The sequence below is a fragment of the Micromonospora sp. MH99 genome (assembly GCF_021442385.1).
In the GTDB taxonomy this organism is placed as follows: Bacteria; Actinomycetota; Actinomycetes; order Mycobacteriales; family Micromonosporaceae; genus Micromonospora.
The window spans coordinates 25,767-43,713 of the sequence record NZ_MUZA01000041.1 but is presented as its reverse complement, the minus strand read 5'-3'; the positions used below and the strand labels follow the sequence as shown (position 1 = coordinate 43,713).

The following is a 17,947-nucleotide window of genomic DNA, read 5'->3' as shown; positions in this document are numbered from 1 at the left end:
ACCGTCACGCTACCCCCGGTTGTTACCCAGGGGTAGCGCTGCGCAGGGATCGACGTATGCCGCTCCGGCCGGGTCAGCGGCCGGTGAGCGTGTCCGGGTCGTCGTCCTCGTCTTCGATGTCGTCCTCACCCCAGCTGCGGCGGGCGAACGGCAGGATCATCCAGAAGGTGAGGAACCAGAGCCCGGTCAGCGCACTGAGCAGGAAAGCGACCGGCCGGTCCAGCACGAAGTCGGTGATCAGCAGCACCGAGCTGACCATCGCGATCAGCATGAAGGCGAGGCCGCCGGTGGCCATCCGATGGGCGAAGCGGACCAGCTCCGGCTTGCGCCCCTGACGGAACAGCGCCCGGTGAAACGCCACTGGCGAGATGATCAACGCGGTGGCGGCGGCCGCGGCGAGCAGCGCGAGGATGTAGACGTCCCGCTGGAACTCGCTGGTCCGGGTGAACCCGTTGCTGAACGGCAGGGTGAGCAGGAAGGCGAAGAGGATCTGCACACCGGTCTGGGCGACCCGCAGCTCCTGCAACAGGTCGGCGAAGTTGCGCTGCCAACGCTGCTTCTCGGTCTCCTTGGACACGCGCTACCTCCGGTCAGACGGTACTGCCGGCGGTCCCGGCCGCCGGCAGCAACGCCAATGCCCCACCCGGCCGAGCGCGAAACAAACTCGCGACATGTTCCGGCCATCTCCCGGTCGCCCGCCGGTCATCGCCCGGTCGCCACACCGTCGCCGCCCCACCCGCGTCGGGCCATCGCCCGCGCCACGCCGCCAGCCCGCGCCCGGCCGCATACCGTCGCGCCGTCGGCCGCCCGCGCCGCCGGGGAGGGGGTCAGGAGCCGCGGCGGATCCGGCCGGCGTACCGGGCCTCCAGCGCCGTGTTGTGCGCGTCGCCGTCCGGGATGTTCGCCGACAGGTAGACCGGAGGCCGCTCCCCCGCTGCCAGCAACCGGGCGACGACCTCCACGGTGACCTGCTGCGCCAGCAGCGCCGCAGTGATCGAGGAGACCGCGCCGACCGCGCCACCGCCGGGCAGCGGCAGCGTCGCGTCGCCGTACGGTGCGCCGTTGTCGAGCACCACGTCGGCGAGGTCGGCCAGCTTGTGCCCGGACGGGTGGCGGGACGTCATCCGGCCGGAGTGCTGCGCCGAGGTGATCGCCACCAGAGGGTGGCCGTGCTCCTTGACCAGCGTGGCGAACTCGACCATCGCGCCGTTGACCCCGGAGTTCGAGGCGAGCACGAAGACGTCGGCGGGGCGTACGGGGGCCAGCTCCCAGAGTCGGTGCGCCACCGCCGGGTCCCGCTCCAGCAGCGGTCCGAGACGATCGGCCGGTTCGCCGCCGAGCAGCACCAGGTCACGCAGCGCGATCCGGTTGGTGGGCACCAGGCCACCCGCCCGGCCGGCGATCTCCATGGCGAGGGCCTCCGAGTGCCCGGTGCCGAAGGCGTGCACCACCCCGTCGGCGCGTACAGCTTCGGCGATCAGATCGGCGGCCCGCCCCACCGCGTCCCGTTGGCTGGCGGCCACCCGGCCGATCGTCTCGGTCACCACGGCCAGGTAGTCCTCGGCGCTCACACTCATGCGTCCTCCGTCGTCCGGTTGCGGGCCATCCACTGCACGGCGAAGTCGACAGCTGCCCGCTGGCGTACCAACCTCCCCGTCCCGGCGCCCACCGGGCCGGTACGCACCGCCCCGGTGGCCTCCAGGTCCCGGCCCAACGCGCCGAAGTCGCCCGCGTCGAGCCGGACGTCCTGCCACCACACCCACTCGCGGCCACCGTCGGCAGTGCGTACCGCCGCGCCCAGTCGCTCGCGCACCGGCTTGGGACTGCGGTACTCGGCCAGGTGCAGCGACGTGTTGACGCTGTGGTCCGCACCGATCAGGAGCACGTCGGCGTCCAGGTCGTAGAGCCGGGCCAGCGGCGAGCCCTCGCCGAGCATGTCGGCCAGTTCGTGCCCCGCCACCACCTGCTCGGCCGTCGGCCCGAGCGCGGCGAACGACACGTGGGGATGCGTGCTGCGCATCGCCGAGGGCCAGCAGCGGACCGTCTCGGCGAACACGCCCATGTGCCGGCTCGGCGTGACCGCCGGGTCGAAGCCCGGCATCTCGGCGCGGATCAGCTGCCACCAGTCCACCGGCACCGGCGGGTTGCGCCACTGCGCCGGGTCACTGTTGTCGGGGTTGTGGGTGGGCACCACGATCGTGCCGTCCGGGCCGAGCGCGTCGCGCAGGGCGAGCACCAGCGCCTGCGGCCCACCGCAGACGAAGCCCAGCGAGCGCATCCCGGCGTGCACCAGCACTGTCGAGCCGGGGCGTACACCCAGAAGGCGCAGCTGCGCGGCGATCGAGCGACGGGTGCCCAGCCCGCCGGCGGGCGCCGTCACGGCGCTTCTCCCCCTGCCGCCGGCCCGCCCGGCGCCCGTCGGCCCGGCACGGCTCAGGCCGTCCCGGCGATCCGGGCCAGGACCGCCTCGGCCAACGCGGCGGGTGCGGCGTCCGGAATCCAGTGGCTCACCCCGGGCAGCGGTACGAAGCGGTAGTCGCCGGTGACGTTGGCGGCGCACGCCTCGGCGGCGGGCCGTCCGATGGCGATGTCCCGGTCGCTCCAGACGTACGTGGTGGGTGCGGCGACCGGACCGACAGCGGCCAGGTCGGCGCGGGACATCGCCCGGTACCAGTTCAGGGCGGCGGTGAGCGCGCCCGGCGCCCGCATCGGGTCGGCGTAGCGGTCCACCCGGGAGGCGTCGCCCACCCCGCCGAGCATCTTGCGCAGCGCCGTCGCGTGCCACGCGAGCAGCACCTTCTCGGCCTTGCCCGGCTTGCGGAACAGCGCGATGTACGACGAGCGGGCCTTCTGTTCCCGGTCGGTGCTCAAGGCGTGCGCCATGGCCGCCGGGTGCGGCACGGACACCGCGGTCAACGTACGGACCCGTTCGGGGTGCGCGGCGGCCACCGCCCAGGCCACGATCGCGCCCCAGTCGTGGCCGACCAGGTGGACGGCGTCCACACCGAGCGCGTCGAGCACCGCCACCACGTCGGCGACCAGTTCGGGAATCCGGTACGCGGACACCGCCTCCGGCCGGGCACCCGGCGAGTAGCCCCGCTGGTCCAGCGCGTACGTGCGCAGCCCGGCGGCGTGCAGTGCCGGCACGACCTCGTCCCACTCCCCGCTGTGCTGCGGGAAGCCGTGCAGCAGGAGGACGGGGACGCCGTCGGAGGGGCCGCCGGTGCGTACCTCGAACGTGAGACCTCGCGCGTCGACCTGCATGATCGTCAGCCTACCCAGGCGGCGGGACGCCGGCCCGGCTGCGCGGGCGGCCGGATGCCCTGCTGGGCTGTTACCCCTGGTCGGTGCTAGCGTCAGCGAGACAACTTCACATCCGACAGGGGAGCGCACAGCGCTGAGAGTGCGGGCACGCCCGCAGACCCTCGAACCTGATCTGGGTAATGCCAGCGCAGGGAGTTCGGTCGACCTCCAGCCGCGCCGTGGGTCCGGTGCCACCGGACGCGCGGCGTGCGTCTTCTCCTGGTTCGTTCCACTGAACTGGGAGCACAGCATGGACAACACCACCAGCCGTTGGCGCACCATCGACATCGTGGTCGCCTCGGTGATCGCGGTCGCCTTCGGCGTCATCTTCTGGGCCTGGGGCCTGGTCTGGAGCGCCACCGAGGGCGCGTTCGCCTTCTTCCCGCCGGCACAGACGCTGATCTACGGCGTCTGGCTGCTGCCGGCCGTGGTCGGCGGCCTGGTCATCCGCAAGCCCGGCGCCGCGCTCTACTGCGAGACGGTGGCCGCGGTCGTCTCCGCGCTGCTGGGCAGCCAGTGGGCCGGCACGGTGATCCCCCAGGGCATCGTGCAGGGCATCGGGGCCGAGCTGGCGTTCGCCGCTTTCCGGTACCGGTCGTTCCGGCTGCCGACCGCCGTACTGGCCGGCGCGTTGACCGGTCTCAGCGCGGCGCTGTTCGACTTCTTCGTCTGGAACGTCGACTACGCGCTGGGCGACTACCGCATCCCGTACGCCCTGCTCACCATCGTCAGCGCCACGATCATCGCCGGCGTGGGCGGCTGGTTGCTGACCCGCGCCCTGGCCAACACCGGCGCGCTGGACCGCTTCCCGGTAGGCCGGGACCGCGCCCTCATCTGAGGGCGCAACCGTCCCCGTGATCAAGAGGTTCGCGTCAACGGAAGCCGGAATTCTGCCGCAAACCTCTTGATCACCGGCGGGAGGACGGCGGGGAAGACGGCCGGGAAAGACGGCCGGGAGTGGTTGGAAGGGGGTGTCGGGTGGGCGGGGTGCTGCTGCGGGGGTTCGGCTGGCGGCATGCCGGGCGGCGGGCCTGGGCTGTGCGCGGAGTGGATCTGCGGGTCGAGGCCGGGGAGCGGGTGCTGCTGCTCGGGCCCTCGGGGGCCGGCAAGAGCACACTGCTCAGCGCGCTGGCCGGGCTGCTGCCCGACGATTCCGGTGAGCAGGAGGGCACCGTCGAGATCGACGGGCTCGACCCCCGCAAGGCGCGGGAACGGGTCGGCATCGTCTTCCAGGACCCGCAGACCCAGTTGGTGATGGCGCGCAGCGGCGACGACGTCGCGTTCGGGCTGGAGAACCGGGGCGTACCGACGGCCGAGATCTGGCCCCGGGTCGACGAGGCGCTGCGGCGGGTCGGTTTCCCGTATCCCCGGGACCGCAGCACTGCCGCGCTCTCCGGCGGCGAGCAGCAACGCCTGGCGCTGGCCGGCGCGTTGGCCCTGCGGCCCGGCCTGCTGCTGCTCGACGAGCCGACCGCCAACCTCGATCCGGACGGAGCCGCGCTGGTCCGGGGCGCGGTGACGGGCGCGTTGGACGCCGACACCACCCTGATCCTGGTCGAACACCGGGTCGCCGAGGCACTGCCACTTGTCGACCGGGTGGTCGTCCTGGAGCCCGGCGGCGGGGTCCGCGCGGACGGGACGCCCGACGCGGTCTTCGCCGCGCACGGCGCCGCCCTCGCCGCCGAGGGCGTCTGGGTGCCCGGTCACCCCATCGCGCCCCGCACGGCCGCCGCCACCCCAGGCGACCTGCTGCTCACCGCCGACCGGCTCGGCCTGCCGCCCCGGCTGGGCCCCACCGACCTGGCGGTACGCGCCGGAGAGGCACTCGCCGTACGCGGGCCCAACGGCGCGGGCAAGTCCACCCTGGCGCTGCTGCTCGGCGGTCTGCTCAAACCGGGCGTCGGCCGCGTCACCGCCTCGGCCGAGTTGGCCGGCGCGGACCACCGCGCTCCCCCGCACCGCTGGCGAGCGCCCGCGCTGGCCCGACGGATCGGGTCGGTCTTTCAGGACCCGGAGCACCAGTTCGTCACGAGCACCGTCTTCGACGAGCTGGCGCTCGGGCCACGCCGGACGGGTCAACCCGAGGCCGCCGTCAAGGACACCGTGGCGGAACTGCTGGAACGACTGCGGCTGACGCGGCTCGCCGCTGCAAACCCGTACACCCTCTCGGGTGGGGAGGCGCGGCGGCTGAGCGTCGCGACGGCCCTGGCCACCGCGCCACGCCTGGTGATCTGCGACGAGCCCACGTTCGGGCAGGACCGGCGGACCTGGCGGGAGTTGGTCGACCTCTTCGCCGACCTGCGCGACGCCGGGCACGGCATCGTCACTGTCACCCACGACGCGGACTTCGTCGCCGCGCTCGCCGACCGCACCGTAACCCTGGAGCGACAGTGACCGCCCGGAGCACCAACGTCGGCGGCGCTGCCGGGCCGCGCGGGACCGCGTCCACCCGAGGTGACCTCCGATGATCAGCATCGAGCCGGTCGCCGCGCCCGGCGCCCCGCTGGCCCGGCGGAACCCGGTGGCGAAGGTGGCCGCCGCGCTGGTCTTCTCGTTCGTCCTGCTGGCGACGCTCGACCCGGTGGCGCCGGCGATCGCCATCGCTGTCGAACTTGCCGTCCTGCCGCTGTTCGGCGTCCGCTACCGGGTGCTGGCCCGGCGGGCCCTGCCCCTGCTGCTCAGCGCCACGGGCATCCTGGTCACCCTGGTGCTCTTCGCCGCCGACCAGTCCGGCCGGGTCCTGCTGGAGGCCGGGCCGGTGCTGGTGAGCACCGGCGTGCTGCGCACCGCCCTCGGCCTGGTGCTGCGGGTCTTCGCGGTGGCCCTGCCCGGCGTGATCGTCTTCGCCACCACCGACCCGACCGACCTGGCCGACGCGCTGATCCAGAACGCGAAGGCGCCGGCACGGTTCGCCGTCGGGTCGCTTGCCGCGTTCCGGCTGGTGCCGCTGCTCGGTCAGGAATGGCAGATGATCAGCATGGCCCGGCGGGCACGCGGCGTCGACGCCGGACGCAATCCGGTGGCGAAGCTGCGGCTGTTCACGTCCACGGCGTTCGCGCTGCTGGTCGGGGCGATCCGTCGGGGCACCCGGCTGGCCGTCGCCATGGACGCGCGTGGCTTCGACGGCGACACACCCCGTACCGTCGCCCGACGCCAGCGCTTCGGCCTCGCCGACACGCTGCTGATCGCCGGGGCGGCCGCGCTGGCCGGAGCGGCCCTGACGACGAGCGTGCTCCTCGGCACCTTCCGTCCCCTGATCGGCTGACGCCAACCCCCACCCCCGCGATCTTGCAGTTACTGTCGTGGATCTGCCCCGAATGCGTGGGTATGTAGCGACAGAAAGTGCAAGATCGCGGGGGCGGGGGCGGGTCAGCTGCGTCGGTAGGCGTAGCGGCGCGGCTGGCCGGCGCGCTGGCTCTTGCCGTCGAACGAGCGGGCTCGGCCGGCGTGGGGTGGCCCGGCCTGGGGCGCCCCAGGTCGTCCGGTCACCGACGAGTCGGCAACCGGAGGCACGGCTGGGGCCGCCAAGGCCGGCAGCACCGGTTCCTCTGCCGGGGCCGGCAGGGCGGACTTGACCGCCCGGGCCGGCGCGTCGGGACGAGCCGGCAGGTCCGCCCCGGTCGAGCCGGCAGACGCGACCGGCGGGGCCGGGGCTGTGCCGTGGCCGGCCGCCGGGTCGATGCCCAGCGGCGTCGGTGCGGGGGTACGGGTCTTTCTCGGATTACGCCTGGCGGGCATCCGGGCCTCCTTCGGTGCCGACGTCCCGGTGGTCCCGCGCTCCCGCGGTCGGTCGGATCGGCTGGTGACCGTGGCAACGCGACGGTCGAACGGGAAGGACTGCTCACCGGGGATCGGGCCGAATCACACCGCCGAACGGTGCAGGAGGACGCGCGACGCCCGGGAGCGCACGGACCGCGATCGCGGGGAGGCGGGCCGGCTCGGGAAGTGGGGCGTCAGTTGCGCATGCCCGAACCCTAACCACCGCCCGACGAGACGCGCACCCGATTTTCCTGGCACGATCGGCGCATGCTGATCGCGTTCTCGATCACCCCGCTCGGCGCCGGCGCCTCCGTGGGTGACCTGGTTGCCGAGGCGGTACGGGTGGTCCGCGAATCCGGATTGCCCAACCGGACCGATGCCATGTTCACCACCGTGGAGGGTGAGTGGGACGAGGTGATGGCGGTGGTGAAGCGGGCGGTCGACGTGGTGTCCGCGCAGGCGCCCCGGGTGAGTGTCGTCCTGAAGGCCGACGTCCGGCCCGGGGTCACCGACGCGCTCACCGCGAAGGTGGCGCGTGTGGAGGATCGACTGTCCCAGGGGTGAGCGTGGCCGCCGGTCAGGGTGCGGCCGCGCCGGGCGGACGGGCCGCGACCAGGCAGTGACCCGCCGTGGGACGACCCGCCCACGATCCCGCGCGCCGCGATACGGTCGCAGCAGGATAGTTCGACGGCGAGAGGTGGCGGCACGAATGGCTGAGCAGGCGACGGCGCAGATCGGCGTGACCGGGCTGGCGGTGATGGGCCGGAACCTGGCCCGCAACCTGGCCCGCAACGGCTTTACCGTGGCGGTGCACAACCGGTCACCGGAGCGCACCCGCAGCCTCGTGGCCGAGCACGGTGACGAGGGCACCTTCGTGCCCGGTGAGTCGATGGCCGACTTCGTGGCGTCGCTGGAACGGCCCCGCGCGGTGATCGTGATGGTCAAGGCCGGTGCGCCCACCGACGCCGTGATCGACGAGCTGGTGCCGCTGCTGGAGGAGGGCGACATCATCGTCGACTGCGGCAACGCCCACTTCGCCGACACCCGTCGCCGGGAGGAGTCGCTGCGCGCGCAGGGGCTGCACTTCAGCGGCACCGGCGTCTCCGGTGGTGAGGAGGGCGCGCTGCTCGGGCCGAGCATCATGCCGGGCGGCTCGGAGGAGTCGTACGCCAAGCTCGGGCCGATGTTCGAGAAGATCGCCGCCCACGTCGACGGCGAGCCGTGCTGCACGCACGTCGGGCCGGACGGCGCCGGGCACTTCGTCAAGATGGTGCACAACGGCATCGAGTACGCCGACATGCAGCTCATCGCCGAGGCGTACGACCTGCTCCGGTCGGGCCTGGGCGCGAAGCCGGCGGAGATCGCGGAGATCTTCCGCGACTGGAACGGCGGCGAGCTGGAGTCCTTCCTCATCGAGATCACCGCCGACGTGCTCGCGCACACCGACGCGGCGACCGGCCGCGCGTTCGTCGACGTCGTGCAGGACCGGGCCGAGCAGAAGGGCACCGGCCGGTGGACGGTGCAGAGCGCCCTCGACCTGGGCATCCCGATCACGGGGATCGCCGAGGCGACGTTCGCCCGCTCGCTGTCGGGTCACGTCGACCAGCGCGAGGCCGCCCGGCGGGCGTTCCCGGACGCCGGTGAGGCGTGGCAGGTCGCCGACCGGGACGCGTTCGTCGAGGACGTGCGCCGGGCGCTGCTCGCTTCCAAGATCGTCGCGTACGCGCAGGGCTTCGACCACATCCGGGCCGGCAGCCAGGAGTTCAACTGGGACATCGACCTCGGCGGCACGGCGACCATCTGGCGGGGCGGCTGCATCATCCGCGCCCGCTTCCTGAACCGCATCCGCGAGGCGTACGACGAGCAGCCCGACCTGCCGACGCTGCTCGTGGCACCGTACTTCGCCGAGGCGGTCGCGGCCGGTGTGCCGAGCTGGCGGCGGGTCGTGGCCGACGCGGCCCGGGCGGGGGTGCCGACGCCGGCGTTCTCGTCGTCGTTGGCGTACTTCGACGCGCTGCGCGCCGAGCGGCTGCCCGCCGCGCTGATCCAGGGCCTGCGGGACAACTTCGGCGCGCACACCTACCAGCGCGTCGACCGCGAGGGTTCGTTCCACACCACCTGGGCCGGCGACAAGACCGAGTCCCCGGCGTAACCAGGAGCGCCCCCGCGCGACGCACCGCGCGCCGCGCGACGCACCGCGCGCCGCGCGCCGCGCTCAGCAAGATCGTGCTCGATCCATGATGTAGTGGCCTCCCGCGCCAGGGAGGCCACTACATCCATGTTCGAGCGTGATCATGGGAGCCGACGCGGGCACCGTCAGGCGATCGTGGCGTGCATCTCCCAGACGAGGATCTCGGCCGGCTCGTCGGCGGTCACCCGCCGGCCGCCGGTCATGGTGAGCCGGGCGGCGTCGCCGGTGCCGAGCGGGCCGCTGTCCTCCAGGGTCACCGTGCCGTTCGGCACGTACAGGTGCACGAAGGGCGCGTCCGGGAGGGTGACCTCGTCGCCGGGGCCGAGTCGGGCGGCGTGCAGGGTGGCGTACCGGTTGCGGATCCGGATCGCGGACGCGCCGTCGTAGCGGTCCATCCCGGAGGCGACCGGCACCAGGCCGCCGCGCAGCAACTCGTCCTCGATCTCCAGCTGCTCGTAGCCGGGGTCGACGCCCTGCTCATCGGGGAGCACCCACATCTGCACGAAGTGCACGGGGTCGCTGTGCGGCTCCTGGTTGTTGAGCCGCCAGGCGTCGTTCTTCTCCGAGTGCAGGATGCCGGTGCCGGCGCTCATCCGCTGCGCCAGGCCCGGGTAGATCACCCCGGAGTGGCCGGTGGAGTCCTGGTGCACGAGGGAGCCGCGCAGCACCCAGGTGACGATCTCCATGTCCTCGTGCGGGTGGGTCTCGAAGCCGGCGCCCGGCCGGACCACGTCGTCGTTGTTCACCAGCAGCAGCCCGTGGTGGGTGTTGGCCGGGTCGTAGTGCCGGGAGAACGAGAAGGAGTGCTTGGAATCCAACCAGGAGATCCGGGTGGCGAACCGGTCCTCGGCGCGACGCAGGTCGACCGCCGGCGCGGGTGCGGTCACCAGGCACGCTGCCCGGTCTCGGGGGTCGACGGCGCCCAGGTCAGGGCCGGCTCACCGGTGACCAGCTCGGCGATCTCACCGGTGCGCAGCTGCGGCGTGTGACCGAACTCCGCGCAGTGCTGCTCGGCGATCTCGGCGCAGATCTCGGCGACCTGTTCGCAGATCGGGTCGCCCAGATCCGCAGCGTTCAACGCCATGATCATCTTGTACCGGAGATCCCGCATATCCCCCCCAACCGCATCATCCCGCCACCTCCGGACCCTACCTGCCCCCACCTCCCCGAACCCCGAAACAACCAACCCCACCCACCCTCCCCGGCCCCCTCCCCGACCACCCTCCCCCGCCGCGTCGATCATGGAGTTGTGGTGGCGAACGAAAGCCGCGAATGCGGCCGAAACGGCCACCCCAACTCCATGATCGACCGGGGCGTGCTGCACCGATTTGGTTTCCTGGACGCGCCCGCGGGGGTGAGACGCCAGCGCCGCCCCGCACGTCGTGTGCGGGGCGGCGCGGGAGGGTCGGGGACTACCAGAACCGGCGGCGCTTGGCCTTCTGCGGGCGGATCAGATCCGCACCCTTGGTCAGCAGCCGGGTCGCCCCGGAGGGACCACGCCGGGCCTCCAGGGTGTGGCTGAGGCGGCGGGCGCCGGCCGCGGCCACTGGCACCGCGATCGCCATCACCGCCCACTGGGCAATGCGCTTCTGGATCATGTGGGTTCACCTCCGTCAGTGGCTTCTGACGTAGCTGGTACCCAGAGTGACCGTCGGGTAAGCCTCCGTCAGACCGTCGGGGCCACCGGGTTGGGCAGCGCGCCGCCGAACCGCCGGTCCCGCTGGGCGTACAGCTCGCACGCGTACCACAGGTGGCGGCGGTCGAAGTCCGGCCAGAGCGTGTCCAGGAAGACCAGCTCGGCGTACGCGGTCTGCCAGAGCAGGAAGTTGGAGATCCGCTCCTCGCCGGAGGGCCGCAGGAACAGGTCCACCTCCGGGATCTCCGGGTGGTACAGGTATTTCGCGACGGTCTTCTCGGTGACCTTCGACGGGTCCAGTCGGCCGGCCGCCACGTCCCGGGCGATCGCTGCGGCGGCGTCGCCGATCTCGGCCTGCCCGCCGTAGTTCACGCAGAACTGCAGGGTCAGCGTCGAGTTGCCCCGGGACATCTCCTCGGCGGTCTGCAACTCGGAGATGACGCTCTTCCACAACCGCCCCGACCGCCCCGACCAGACCACCCGGACGCCGAGGTCGACCAGCTGGTCGCGGCGTCGACGGATCACGTCCCGGTTGAAGCCCATCAGGAACCGGACCTCGTCGGGCGAGCGCCGCCAGTTCTCGGTGGAGAACGCGTACGCCGACAGGTAGGGGATGCCCATCTCGATCGCGCCCTCGATGGTGTCGAAGAGGCTGTGCTCCCCCGCCTCGTGGCCCTTGGTGCGGGGCAACCCGCGGTCCTTGGCCCACCGGCCGTTGCCGTCCATCACGACGGCGACGTGCTTGGGCACCGCCTCGCTCGGCAGCGCCGGCGGCCGGGCACCGGACGGGTGCGGGGTCGGTGGCGTCGGCTCCCGCCGGCCGGACCTCATCGATCGGATCACTCGGCTCTCTCCCTGCTCGTGCCGTCCGCACCGGCCTCGACGTCACCGCGCGGCCGGAGCATCGCAGCCCCACCGCCGCCCGGCGGCGGGACCGTGCCGGCGACCGAGGGACCCCGGTCGACCAGCGGCAGCGAGCGTAGCGCGCGTTCCAGATGCCACTGGAGGTGCGCCGCGACCAGCCCACTGCACTCCCGGCGTACACCCGCCTCGGTGGCGTCGGCGACCACCCAGTCGCCGGTGGTCAGCGCGGACATCAGGTCGATGGTGGCCGGCGCGGGGTGGGCCGCGCCGGGCGGCCGGCAGTCCGGGCAGACCGCGCCGCCGGCCGGCACGGAGAACGCGCGGTGCCGGCCGGGGGTGCCGCAGACCGCACAGGCGATCAGCGCCGGCGCCCAGCCCGCGAGAGCCATCCCGCGCAGCAGGTACGCGTCGAGCACCAGCGTGGTCGCGTGCTCGCCCCGGGACAGCGCCTTCAGCGCCCCCACGGTGAGCTGGAACAGCCGCAGCGACGGCTCCCGCTCGACAGGTGTCAGCCGCTCGGCGGTCTCGGCGATCGCGCTGGCCGCCGTGTAGCGGGGATAGTCGCCGAGGAACCGCTTGCCGTACAGCTCGATGCCCTCGACCTGGCTGACCGTGTGCAGCGAGCTGCCGTGGTTGCCCTTGGGGTCGCCGGCGAGTTGAAGGTCGACGTGACCGAACGGCTCCAGCCGGGCGCCGAACTTGCTCATGGTGCGCCGGACCCCCCGGGCGACCGCCCGCAGCCGGCCGTGCCGGCGGGTGAGCAGCGTGATGATCCGGTCGGACTCGCCGAGCTTCTGCACGCGCAGCACCACCGCGTCGTCGCGGTAGAGCTGTCGGCGGTACCCGGCCATCGGACCATTCTCCCTCGGGGTCTGAAATCAGGGTCGGTTCGGGGTGGATGCGCGGACGAACCCCGATGCGCCAGGCTCGCCACCGGCCGTAGCGTGCTCGCCATGGCACTGCACCAGATGACCGCCGCCCGTCGTCGCCGCGCCGCCGCGCCCGTCGCTTTGGGGCTGGCCACCGGCCTCATCCTGCTCGCCGGGTGCGACAACCTGTCCTTCCGCCGGCTCGACTACGACAACACCGAGGCGGTGAAGATCAGCACCATCCGGGTGCAGGGGGGCTCCGGAGACGTGATCGTCCGAGGCGGCGGCACGGCGGGCGAGGCACGGATCAAGCGGGTCGTGCGCTACCAGGGCGGCGAGCCCAAGGCCCGGTACGAGATCAAGGACAGCGAGCTGGTGCTGGACACCGACTGCGGCGACCGGTGCAGCGTCTCGTACGAGGTGACCGTCCCCGAGGGCGTGACCGTGCAGGGCGAGAGCGGCTCGGGTGACGTCGAGCTGACCAAGGTCGGCGCGGTGAAGCTGCGGCTGGGCTCGGGCGACGTGCGGATCAGCGACGTCGCCGGGGCGATTGACGTGGAGACCGGCTCCGGCAACATCGAGCTGAGCGAGGCCCGTTCGGCAGTACGGCTGCGCGCCGGCTCCGGCGACATCACGGCTCGCCGGGTGGACGGGACGACGGACGCCGAGGCCGGCTCCGGCAACGTCACGGTCGAGCTGGAGACCGCCGCCTCGGCGCGTGTGCACGCCTCCAGTGGGGACGTCTCGCTGGTGGTGCCGGCCGGCAGCTACCGGGTCCGCTCCAGCACCGGCTCCGGCGACGCCCGGATCACCGTCGCCGACGACCCGGCCGCGTCTCTGGTGCTCGACGGCTCGGCCGGCAGCGGAGACGTGTCGATCAGCCAGCGTTGACCTCGACGGTCACCGGCGCACCGGGCACCCGCTGCGCCGGTACGGCCGCCCGTACGGCGGTCTCGCCGACGTCGGGACGACCCGCCGGGCCACGGTCGGAGGGGGCCGGCGGGCCGGTCGGGCGCGACGAGCCGGCGGGAATCAGCTCCGGGCGGCGACGGGCGGCGACGTCCTCGACCCAACCGACGACCAGGGTGACCAGACCGACAAGTGCGAAGACCAGTAGCACCCGGACGGCCAGCCCCACCGGGTCCTGGTGCGACCAGCCGACCACGTCGACCAGCGGGGTGAGCGCCACCACGAACGGCATGTGCCAGAGGTAGATGGTCAGCGCCCGCCGGTTGAACACGGTCACCAGCCGGTCGGCCAGCCGGCTGCGCTCCAGCCAGGCCACCCCGGCCGGGGCCCGACCCAGCACGACCAGGATGAACGCGGCCGACCAGAGCGCGTTGCCGAGGTGGTTGTCGTTGAGGTCGTACCCGCGGGGGCCGGGATGCGTGACGATCCAGGCCCCGCCGACGACCGCGAGGGCCAGCGACAGCGGGTACAGCACCCGGCCGGTGAGTCGACGCAGCATCCCGGCGTGGTGGGCGAAGCCGAGCAGCCACGCGCCGAAGTACAGCCCGAACTCGCGCACCACCGGCGGCGCCGGGTAGATCCCCACCTCGATCGTCACCAGCACCACGTACGGGGCGAGCAGGGTGGGCAGCGGGGCCCGGCGGAACAGCCAGAGCGCTACCGGTGAGGCGAGCACGAACCACAGGTAGTCGCGCAGGTACCAGATGATGCTCAGCGCCAGGGCGCCCCAGTTGTTCGCCGGCGGATCGGTGATCGGGAACAGCCACAGCAGCACCCGGGGCGACAGCGCCAGCCCGGTGAGCAGCATGGCCGGCACGAAGACCGCCGCCAGCACCCACAGCGACGGCAACAGCCGGCGCAACCGGCGGCCGACCGCCCTCGGGCCGGACCGGGCGAGCGAGGCGGCCATCAACGAGCCGGCCAGCGCGAACATCACCGACATGGCCGGGAAGATGAGGGTGAGGGTCGCCCAGCCGGTGACGTGGTAGACGACCACCCGGACGATGGCCAGGAAACGGAGCAGATCGAGGTATCTGTTGCGCATCAGCCTGCATCTGGATCGGGGACGCGGTGCTTCCTCCCCTACCCTTCGCGGCCCGTGCGCCAAACGACGCCGACCCCGGCCGATCGTGAAGCTGCCCACGGCCCCGACCGCAAACGATCAGGCCGCCCCTCAGCAGGGCGGCCGGATGGCGCTCTTAGAAGCCCAGCTTGCGCAACTGCCTCGGGTCGCGCTGCCAGTCCTTCGCGACCCGCACGTGCAGGTCGAGATAGACCCGGCTGCCCAGCAGCTCCTCGATCTGCCGGCGGGCGGTCGTGCCGACCTCCTTGAGCCGGCTCGCCTTGTGACCCAGAACAATGGCCTTCTGGCTGGGCCGTTCCACGTACAGGTCGGCGTAGATCTTGATGACCTGACCCTCGGGGATCATCTCCTCGACCACCACGGCGATGGAGTGGGGCAGCTCGTCGCGGACGCCCTCCAGGGCCGCCTCCCGGATCAGCTCCGCGACCATCACCTGCTCCGGGTCGTCGGTGAGCATGTCGTCCGGGTAGAGCTGGGGCGACGGCGGCAAATATTTGGTCATCACGTCGACGAGCGTGTCCACCTGGTGCCCGGAGACGGCGCTCACCGGCACGATCTCGGCGAACTCGCCCAGCTCGCTTACGGCGAGCAGCTGCTCGGCCAGCCGGCGCTTGTCCACCAGGTCGGTCTTGGTGACCACCGCCAGCACTGTCGCCTTCAGCTCGGCCAGCTCGCCGGTGATGAACCGGTCGCCGCGCCCCACCGGCTCGTCCGCCGGGATGCACAGGCCGATCACGTCGACCTCGGTCCAGGTCGAGCGGACCAGGTCGTTGAGGCGCTCGCCGAGCAGCGTACGGGGGCGGTGCAGACCCGGCGTGTCCACCAGAACCAGCTGCGACTCCGGACGGTGCAGCACCGCCCGGATGACGTGCCGGGTGGTCTGCGGCTTGTTCGAGGTGATCGCGATCTTGGTGCCGACGATGGCGTTCGTCAGGGTGGACTTGCCGGCGTTGGGCCGCCCCACGAAGCAGCCGAACCCGGCCCGGTACGGACGCGGCTCCGGATCCCGGACGGGGCTCACTGGGTCACCGTGCCGAGCACGGTGCCGTCCGGCGCGGCCACGTGGATCGGCGCGTCCACGGCGAGGTCGCGGACCGCGGCGTGCCCGGCGCCGTCCAGCGTCGACGCCTCGGTCACCACCACCGCCGCCTCCAACCGGCCCGCACCGGCGGCCACGGCGGAGGCCACCGCCAGCTGCAGCGCCGTGAGGGTCAGCGAGGGCAGCGCGACGCTTGCCGCCGCGTACGTCCGGCCGTCGGAGTCCCGGACCGCGGCCCCCTCCACGGCACCGACCCGCCCGCGGGCGCCCCGGGCCAGGACGACGAGCTTGCCGTCCTCGGCGCTCAGCGGGCCCGGCGCGGTGGGGGTGGGCCGGGCGGCGGGCGCGGCGGGTGTCTCAGGCATCGGCGGCTTGCCTCTCCTCGTCTCGATAATGATCCGGGTCGTCCCCGGGGCCGGCACTGTCGCCGCGCCCGGTGCTGTCCTGCTCGTCGCCCGACTCCACCCTGCTGACCAGGACGGTGTCGATCCGGTTGCGTCGGCCCGTGGTGCCCTCGGCGACCAGCCGGAGGCCGGCCACCTCGGCCTGCGCTCCGGGGATCGGCACCCGTCCCAGCGACTGGGCGAGCAGACCACCGACCGTCTCCACCTCGTCGGTGGGCAGATCGGCGCCGAACATCTCGCCCAGGTTCTCCACCGGCAGGCGGGCGGTCACCCGCACCGAGGAGTCCGCGAGGCGTTCGACCGGCGGGCGTTCGACATCGTACTCGTCGGTGATCTCACCGACGATCTCCTCCAGGATGTCCTCGATGGTGACCAGACCACCGGTGCCGCCGTACTCGTCGACAACGATGACCAGGTGGTTGCGGGCCGCCTGCATCTCCGACAGCAGATCGTCGACCGGCTTGGACTCCGGGACGAAGGTGGCGGGGCGCATCAGCTCCGCCACCGGCAACTGCTCGGCGTCCGGGTCGCCGCCCCGCGACCGCCGGATCAGGTCCTTGAGGTAGAGCACCCCGAGCACGTCGTCGACGCTCTCCCCGATCACGGGGATGCGGGAGAAACCCGAGCGCAGGAAGAGCACCAACGCCTGGGCGAGGGTCTTGCCCTCCTCGATCCACACCATCTCGGTACGCGGAACCATCACCTCGCGGGCGATGGTGTCCCCGAGCGCGAACACCGAATGGATCATCTGACGCTCGCCGTGCTCCACGACGCCGCGCTGCTCGGCCAGGTCGACCAGCTCCCGCAGCTCCACCTGGCTGGCGAACGGCCCCTCGCGGAAGCCGCGCCCCGGGGTGACCGCGTTGCCGATCAGGATGAGCAGCGAGGCGAGGGGGTTGAGCGCGCGGCCCAGCCAGCGGACCAACGGCGCGACCGCCCGGCCCACCGCGTACGCGTGCTGCCGGCCGATGGTGCGCGGCGCGACGCCTACCACCACGAAGCTGACCACTGTCATCGCGCCGGCGGTGACCAGCGCGGCACGCCAGCCGGCGCCGAAGCTGTCCACCGCGACCAACGCGACGAGCGTGGTGGCGGTCAGCTCGGCGAGCAGCCGCAGCAACAGCAGCAGGTTGAGGTGCCGGACGACGTCCGCGGCCACGACCTGGAGGGTCCGTGCGCCGCGCACACCGTCGCGGGCCAGCTCGGCGGCCCGGGCCGGCGAGACCGCGGCGAGCGCCGCCTCGGTCATGGCGATCACACCGGCCAGCACCACCAGGCCCGCCGCGAAGACGATCAGTTGCAGGTCGGGAAGGCCGGCCGTGGGGCCGACCGCGAGTAACAAGGGAGTGGACATCACTGGGTGCGGGTCGACCGCCAGCTCGCCAGCAGTCGAGCCTGCAGAGCGAACATCTCGCGCTCCTCCTCCGGCTCGGCGTGGTCGTAGCCGAGCAGGTGCAGGACCCCGTGCACGGTGAGCAGGTGCAGCTCGTCGGCCGAGGCGTGCCCGGCGGTCGCCGCCTGCTTGGCCGCGACCTCGGGGCACAGCACGATGTCACCGAGCAGGGCCGGCTCGCCGCCGGCGGGGGCGCTCTCGCCCGGACCGTGGTCGACGCTCCCCTCGTCCATCGGGAAGGCGAGCACGTCGGTCGGGCCGTCCCCACCCATCCAGCGGTGGTTCAGTTCGGTCATGTAGTCGATGTCGACAAGCAGCACGGAGAGCTCGGCGAGGGGGTTGACCCCCATCTCGTCGAGGGCGTGCCGGGCGACGGCGAGCACGGCGTCGGTGTCGACCTCGACACCGGACTCGTTGGCGATCTCGATGGACAACT

Annotated in this window: 21 protein-coding genes and 1 riboswitch; of the genes, 6 read left to right on the top strand and 15 right to left on the bottom strand. The window is 72.7% G+C overall.

Annotated elements, in window-relative coordinates:
- Positions 1-73: 73 nt before the first annotated feature.
- From B0E54_RS20740 to B0E54_RS20725, 4 genes are all read right to left on the bottom strand, one after another.
- Entirely contained in the window at positions 74-577 is a 504-nt protein-coding gene (locus B0E54_RS20740; protein ID WP_234587254.1) for a DUF6328 family protein, read from the bottom strand.
- Between the two features lie 250 nt (positions 578-827).
- On the bottom strand, positions 828-1,577 hold the full coding sequence (locus tag B0E54_RS20735) for a sugar isomerase domain-containing protein (RefSeq protein ID WP_234587252.1): 750 nt from the start codon (positions 1,575-1,577) through the stop codon (positions 828-830).
- A complete protein-coding gene (locus B0E54_RS20730) occupies positions 1,574-2,380 on the bottom strand; it encodes an aminoglycoside N(3)-acetyltransferase (RefSeq protein WP_234587250.1) in 807 nt (268 codons plus the stop codon). The genes B0E54_RS20735 and B0E54_RS20730 overlap by 4 nt, the downstream gene beginning before the upstream one ends.
- A 53-nt stretch (positions 2,381-2,433) precedes the next feature.
- Positions 2,434-3,264: an alpha/beta fold hydrolase gene (locus tag B0E54_RS20725; RefSeq protein WP_234587247.1), complete on the bottom strand. Its 831-nt coding sequence runs from the start codon at positions 3,262-3,264 to the stop codon at positions 2,434-2,436.
- A 107-nt stretch (positions 3,265-3,371) separates the two neighbouring features.
- A riboswitch (TPP riboswitch) is annotated at positions 3,372-3,476 on the top strand.
- Between the two features lie 77 nt (positions 3,477-3,553).
- Here B0E54_RS20725 and B0E54_RS20720 point away from each other — a divergent pair.
- The 3 genes from B0E54_RS20720 (at position 3,554) to B0E54_RS20710 (ending at position 6,568) form a co-directional block, all read left to right on the top strand.
- Positions 3,554-4,141, top strand: coding sequence for an ECF transporter S component (locus B0E54_RS20720; protein WP_234587245.1), 588 nt, complete (start codon positions 3,554-3,556; stop codon positions 4,139-4,141).
- A 140-nt stretch (positions 4,142-4,281) separates the two neighbouring features.
- The gene (locus tag B0E54_RS20715; RefSeq protein ID WP_234587243.1) at positions 4,282-5,697 is read left to right on the top strand and encodes an ABC transporter ATP-binding protein; all 1,416 of its coding nucleotides are present in this window, start codon (positions 4,282-4,284) and stop codon (positions 5,695-5,697) included.
- Between the two features lie 70 nt (positions 5,698-5,767).
- The gene (locus tag B0E54_RS20710) at positions 5,768-6,568 is read left to right on the top strand and encodes an energy-coupling factor transporter transmembrane protein EcfT (protein WP_234587241.1); all 801 of its coding nucleotides are present in this window, start codon (positions 5,768-5,770) and stop codon (positions 6,566-6,568) included.
- 104 nt (positions 6,569-6,672) lie between these two features.
- Here B0E54_RS20710 and B0E54_RS20705 read toward each other — a convergent pair whose 3' ends face one another.
- On the bottom strand, positions 6,673-7,041 hold the full coding sequence (locus tag B0E54_RS20705) for a hypothetical protein (protein WP_234587239.1): 369 nt from the start codon (positions 7,039-7,041) through the stop codon (positions 6,673-6,675).
- A gap of 288 nt (positions 7,042-7,329) precedes the next feature.
- Here B0E54_RS20705 and B0E54_RS20700 point away from each other — a divergent pair, with 288 nt between their 5' ends.
- Both B0E54_RS20700 and gndA read left to right on the top strand, forming a co-directional pair.
- The gene (locus tag B0E54_RS20700) at positions 7,330-7,626 is read left to right on the top strand and encodes an MTH1187 family thiamine-binding protein (protein ID WP_234587236.1); all 297 of its coding nucleotides are present in this window, start codon (positions 7,330-7,332) and stop codon (positions 7,624-7,626) included.
- 145 nt (positions 7,627-7,771) lie between these two features.
- Complete coding sequence (gene gndA, locus B0E54_RS20695) at positions 7,772-9,214, top strand: NADP-dependent phosphogluconate dehydrogenase (RefSeq protein ID WP_234587233.1); 1,443 nt, start codon at positions 7,772-7,774, stop codon at positions 9,212-9,214.
- Between the two features lie 164 nt (positions 9,215-9,378).
- On the opposite strand, the gene B0E54_RS20690 is transcribed toward gndA, so the two are convergent.
- The 5 genes from B0E54_RS20690 to recO all read right to left on the bottom strand — a co-directional run bounded on the left by B0E54_RS20690 (position 9,379) and on the right by recO (position 12,604).
- Positions 9,379-10,140, bottom strand: a complete 762-nt coding sequence (locus B0E54_RS20690; RefSeq protein WP_234587231.1) for a pirin-like bicupin family protein — start codon at positions 10,138-10,140, stop codon at positions 9,379-9,381.
- A complete protein-coding gene (locus B0E54_RS20685; protein ID WP_234587228.1) occupies positions 10,137-10,337 on the bottom strand; it encodes a thioredoxin reductase in 201 nt (66 codons plus the stop codon). Before B0E54_RS20685 ends, B0E54_RS20690 begins: the two co-directional genes overlap by 4 nt.
- Before the next feature lie 328 nt (positions 10,338-10,665).
- A complete protein-coding gene (locus B0E54_RS20680) occupies positions 10,666-10,851 on the bottom strand; it encodes a hypothetical protein (RefSeq protein WP_234587226.1) in 186 nt (61 codons plus the stop codon).
- Positions 10,852-10,919: 68 nt separating this feature from the next.
- On the bottom strand, positions 10,920-11,720 hold the full coding sequence (locus tag B0E54_RS20675) for an isoprenyl transferase (RefSeq protein WP_234587293.1): 801 nt from the start codon (positions 11,718-11,720) through the stop codon (positions 10,920-10,922).
- A gap of 8 nt (positions 11,721-11,728) precedes the next feature.
- Positions 11,729-12,604 (bottom strand): DNA repair protein RecO, encoded by an 876-nt coding sequence (recO, locus tag B0E54_RS20670; protein ID WP_234587224.1) that lies wholly within the window; start codon positions 12,602-12,604, stop codon positions 11,729-11,731.
- 102 nt (positions 12,605-12,706) lie between these two features.
- Here recO and B0E54_RS20665 point away from each other — a divergent pair, with 102 nt between their 5' ends.
- The gene (locus B0E54_RS20665) at positions 12,707-13,513 is read left to right on the top strand and encodes a DUF4097 family beta strand repeat-containing protein (RefSeq protein ID WP_234587222.1); all 807 of its coding nucleotides are present in this window, start codon (positions 12,707-12,709) and stop codon (positions 13,511-13,513) included.
- Here B0E54_RS20665 and B0E54_RS20660 read toward each other — a convergent pair.
- The 5 genes from B0E54_RS20660 to ybeY all read right to left on the bottom strand — a co-directional run bounded on the left by B0E54_RS20660 (position 13,500) and on the right by ybeY (position 17,945).
- Positions 13,500-14,636, bottom strand: coding sequence for an acyltransferase (locus B0E54_RS20660; protein ID WP_234587220.1), 1,137 nt, complete (start codon positions 14,634-14,636; stop codon positions 13,500-13,502). The genes B0E54_RS20665 and B0E54_RS20660 overlap by 14 nt on opposite strands.
- A gap of 154 nt (positions 14,637-14,790) precedes the next feature.
- Positions 14,791-15,696, bottom strand: coding sequence for a GTPase Era (gene era / locus B0E54_RS20655; protein ID WP_234587218.1), 906 nt, complete (start codon positions 15,694-15,696; stop codon positions 14,791-14,793).
- Positions 15,693-16,079 carry a cytidine deaminase gene (locus B0E54_RS20650; protein ID WP_234587216.1) on the bottom strand — a complete coding sequence of 129 codons (387 nt, stop codon included), beginning with the start codon at positions 16,077-16,079 and terminating at the stop codon, positions 15,693-15,695. Before B0E54_RS20650 ends, era begins: the two co-directional genes overlap by 4 nt.
- Positions 16,072-17,496 carry a hemolysin family protein gene (locus B0E54_RS20645; RefSeq protein ID WP_234587291.1) on the bottom strand — a complete coding sequence of 475 codons (1,425 nt, stop codon included), beginning with the start codon at positions 17,494-17,496 and terminating at the stop codon, positions 16,072-16,074. Before B0E54_RS20645 ends, B0E54_RS20650 begins: the two co-directional genes overlap by 8 nt.
- Entirely contained in the window at positions 17,472-17,945 is a 474-nt protein-coding gene (gene ybeY / locus B0E54_RS20640; RefSeq protein WP_007463954.1) for an rRNA maturation RNase YbeY, read from the bottom strand. The genes B0E54_RS20645 and ybeY overlap by 25 nt, the downstream gene beginning before the upstream one ends.
- Positions 17,946-17,947 lie beyond the last annotated feature (2 nt).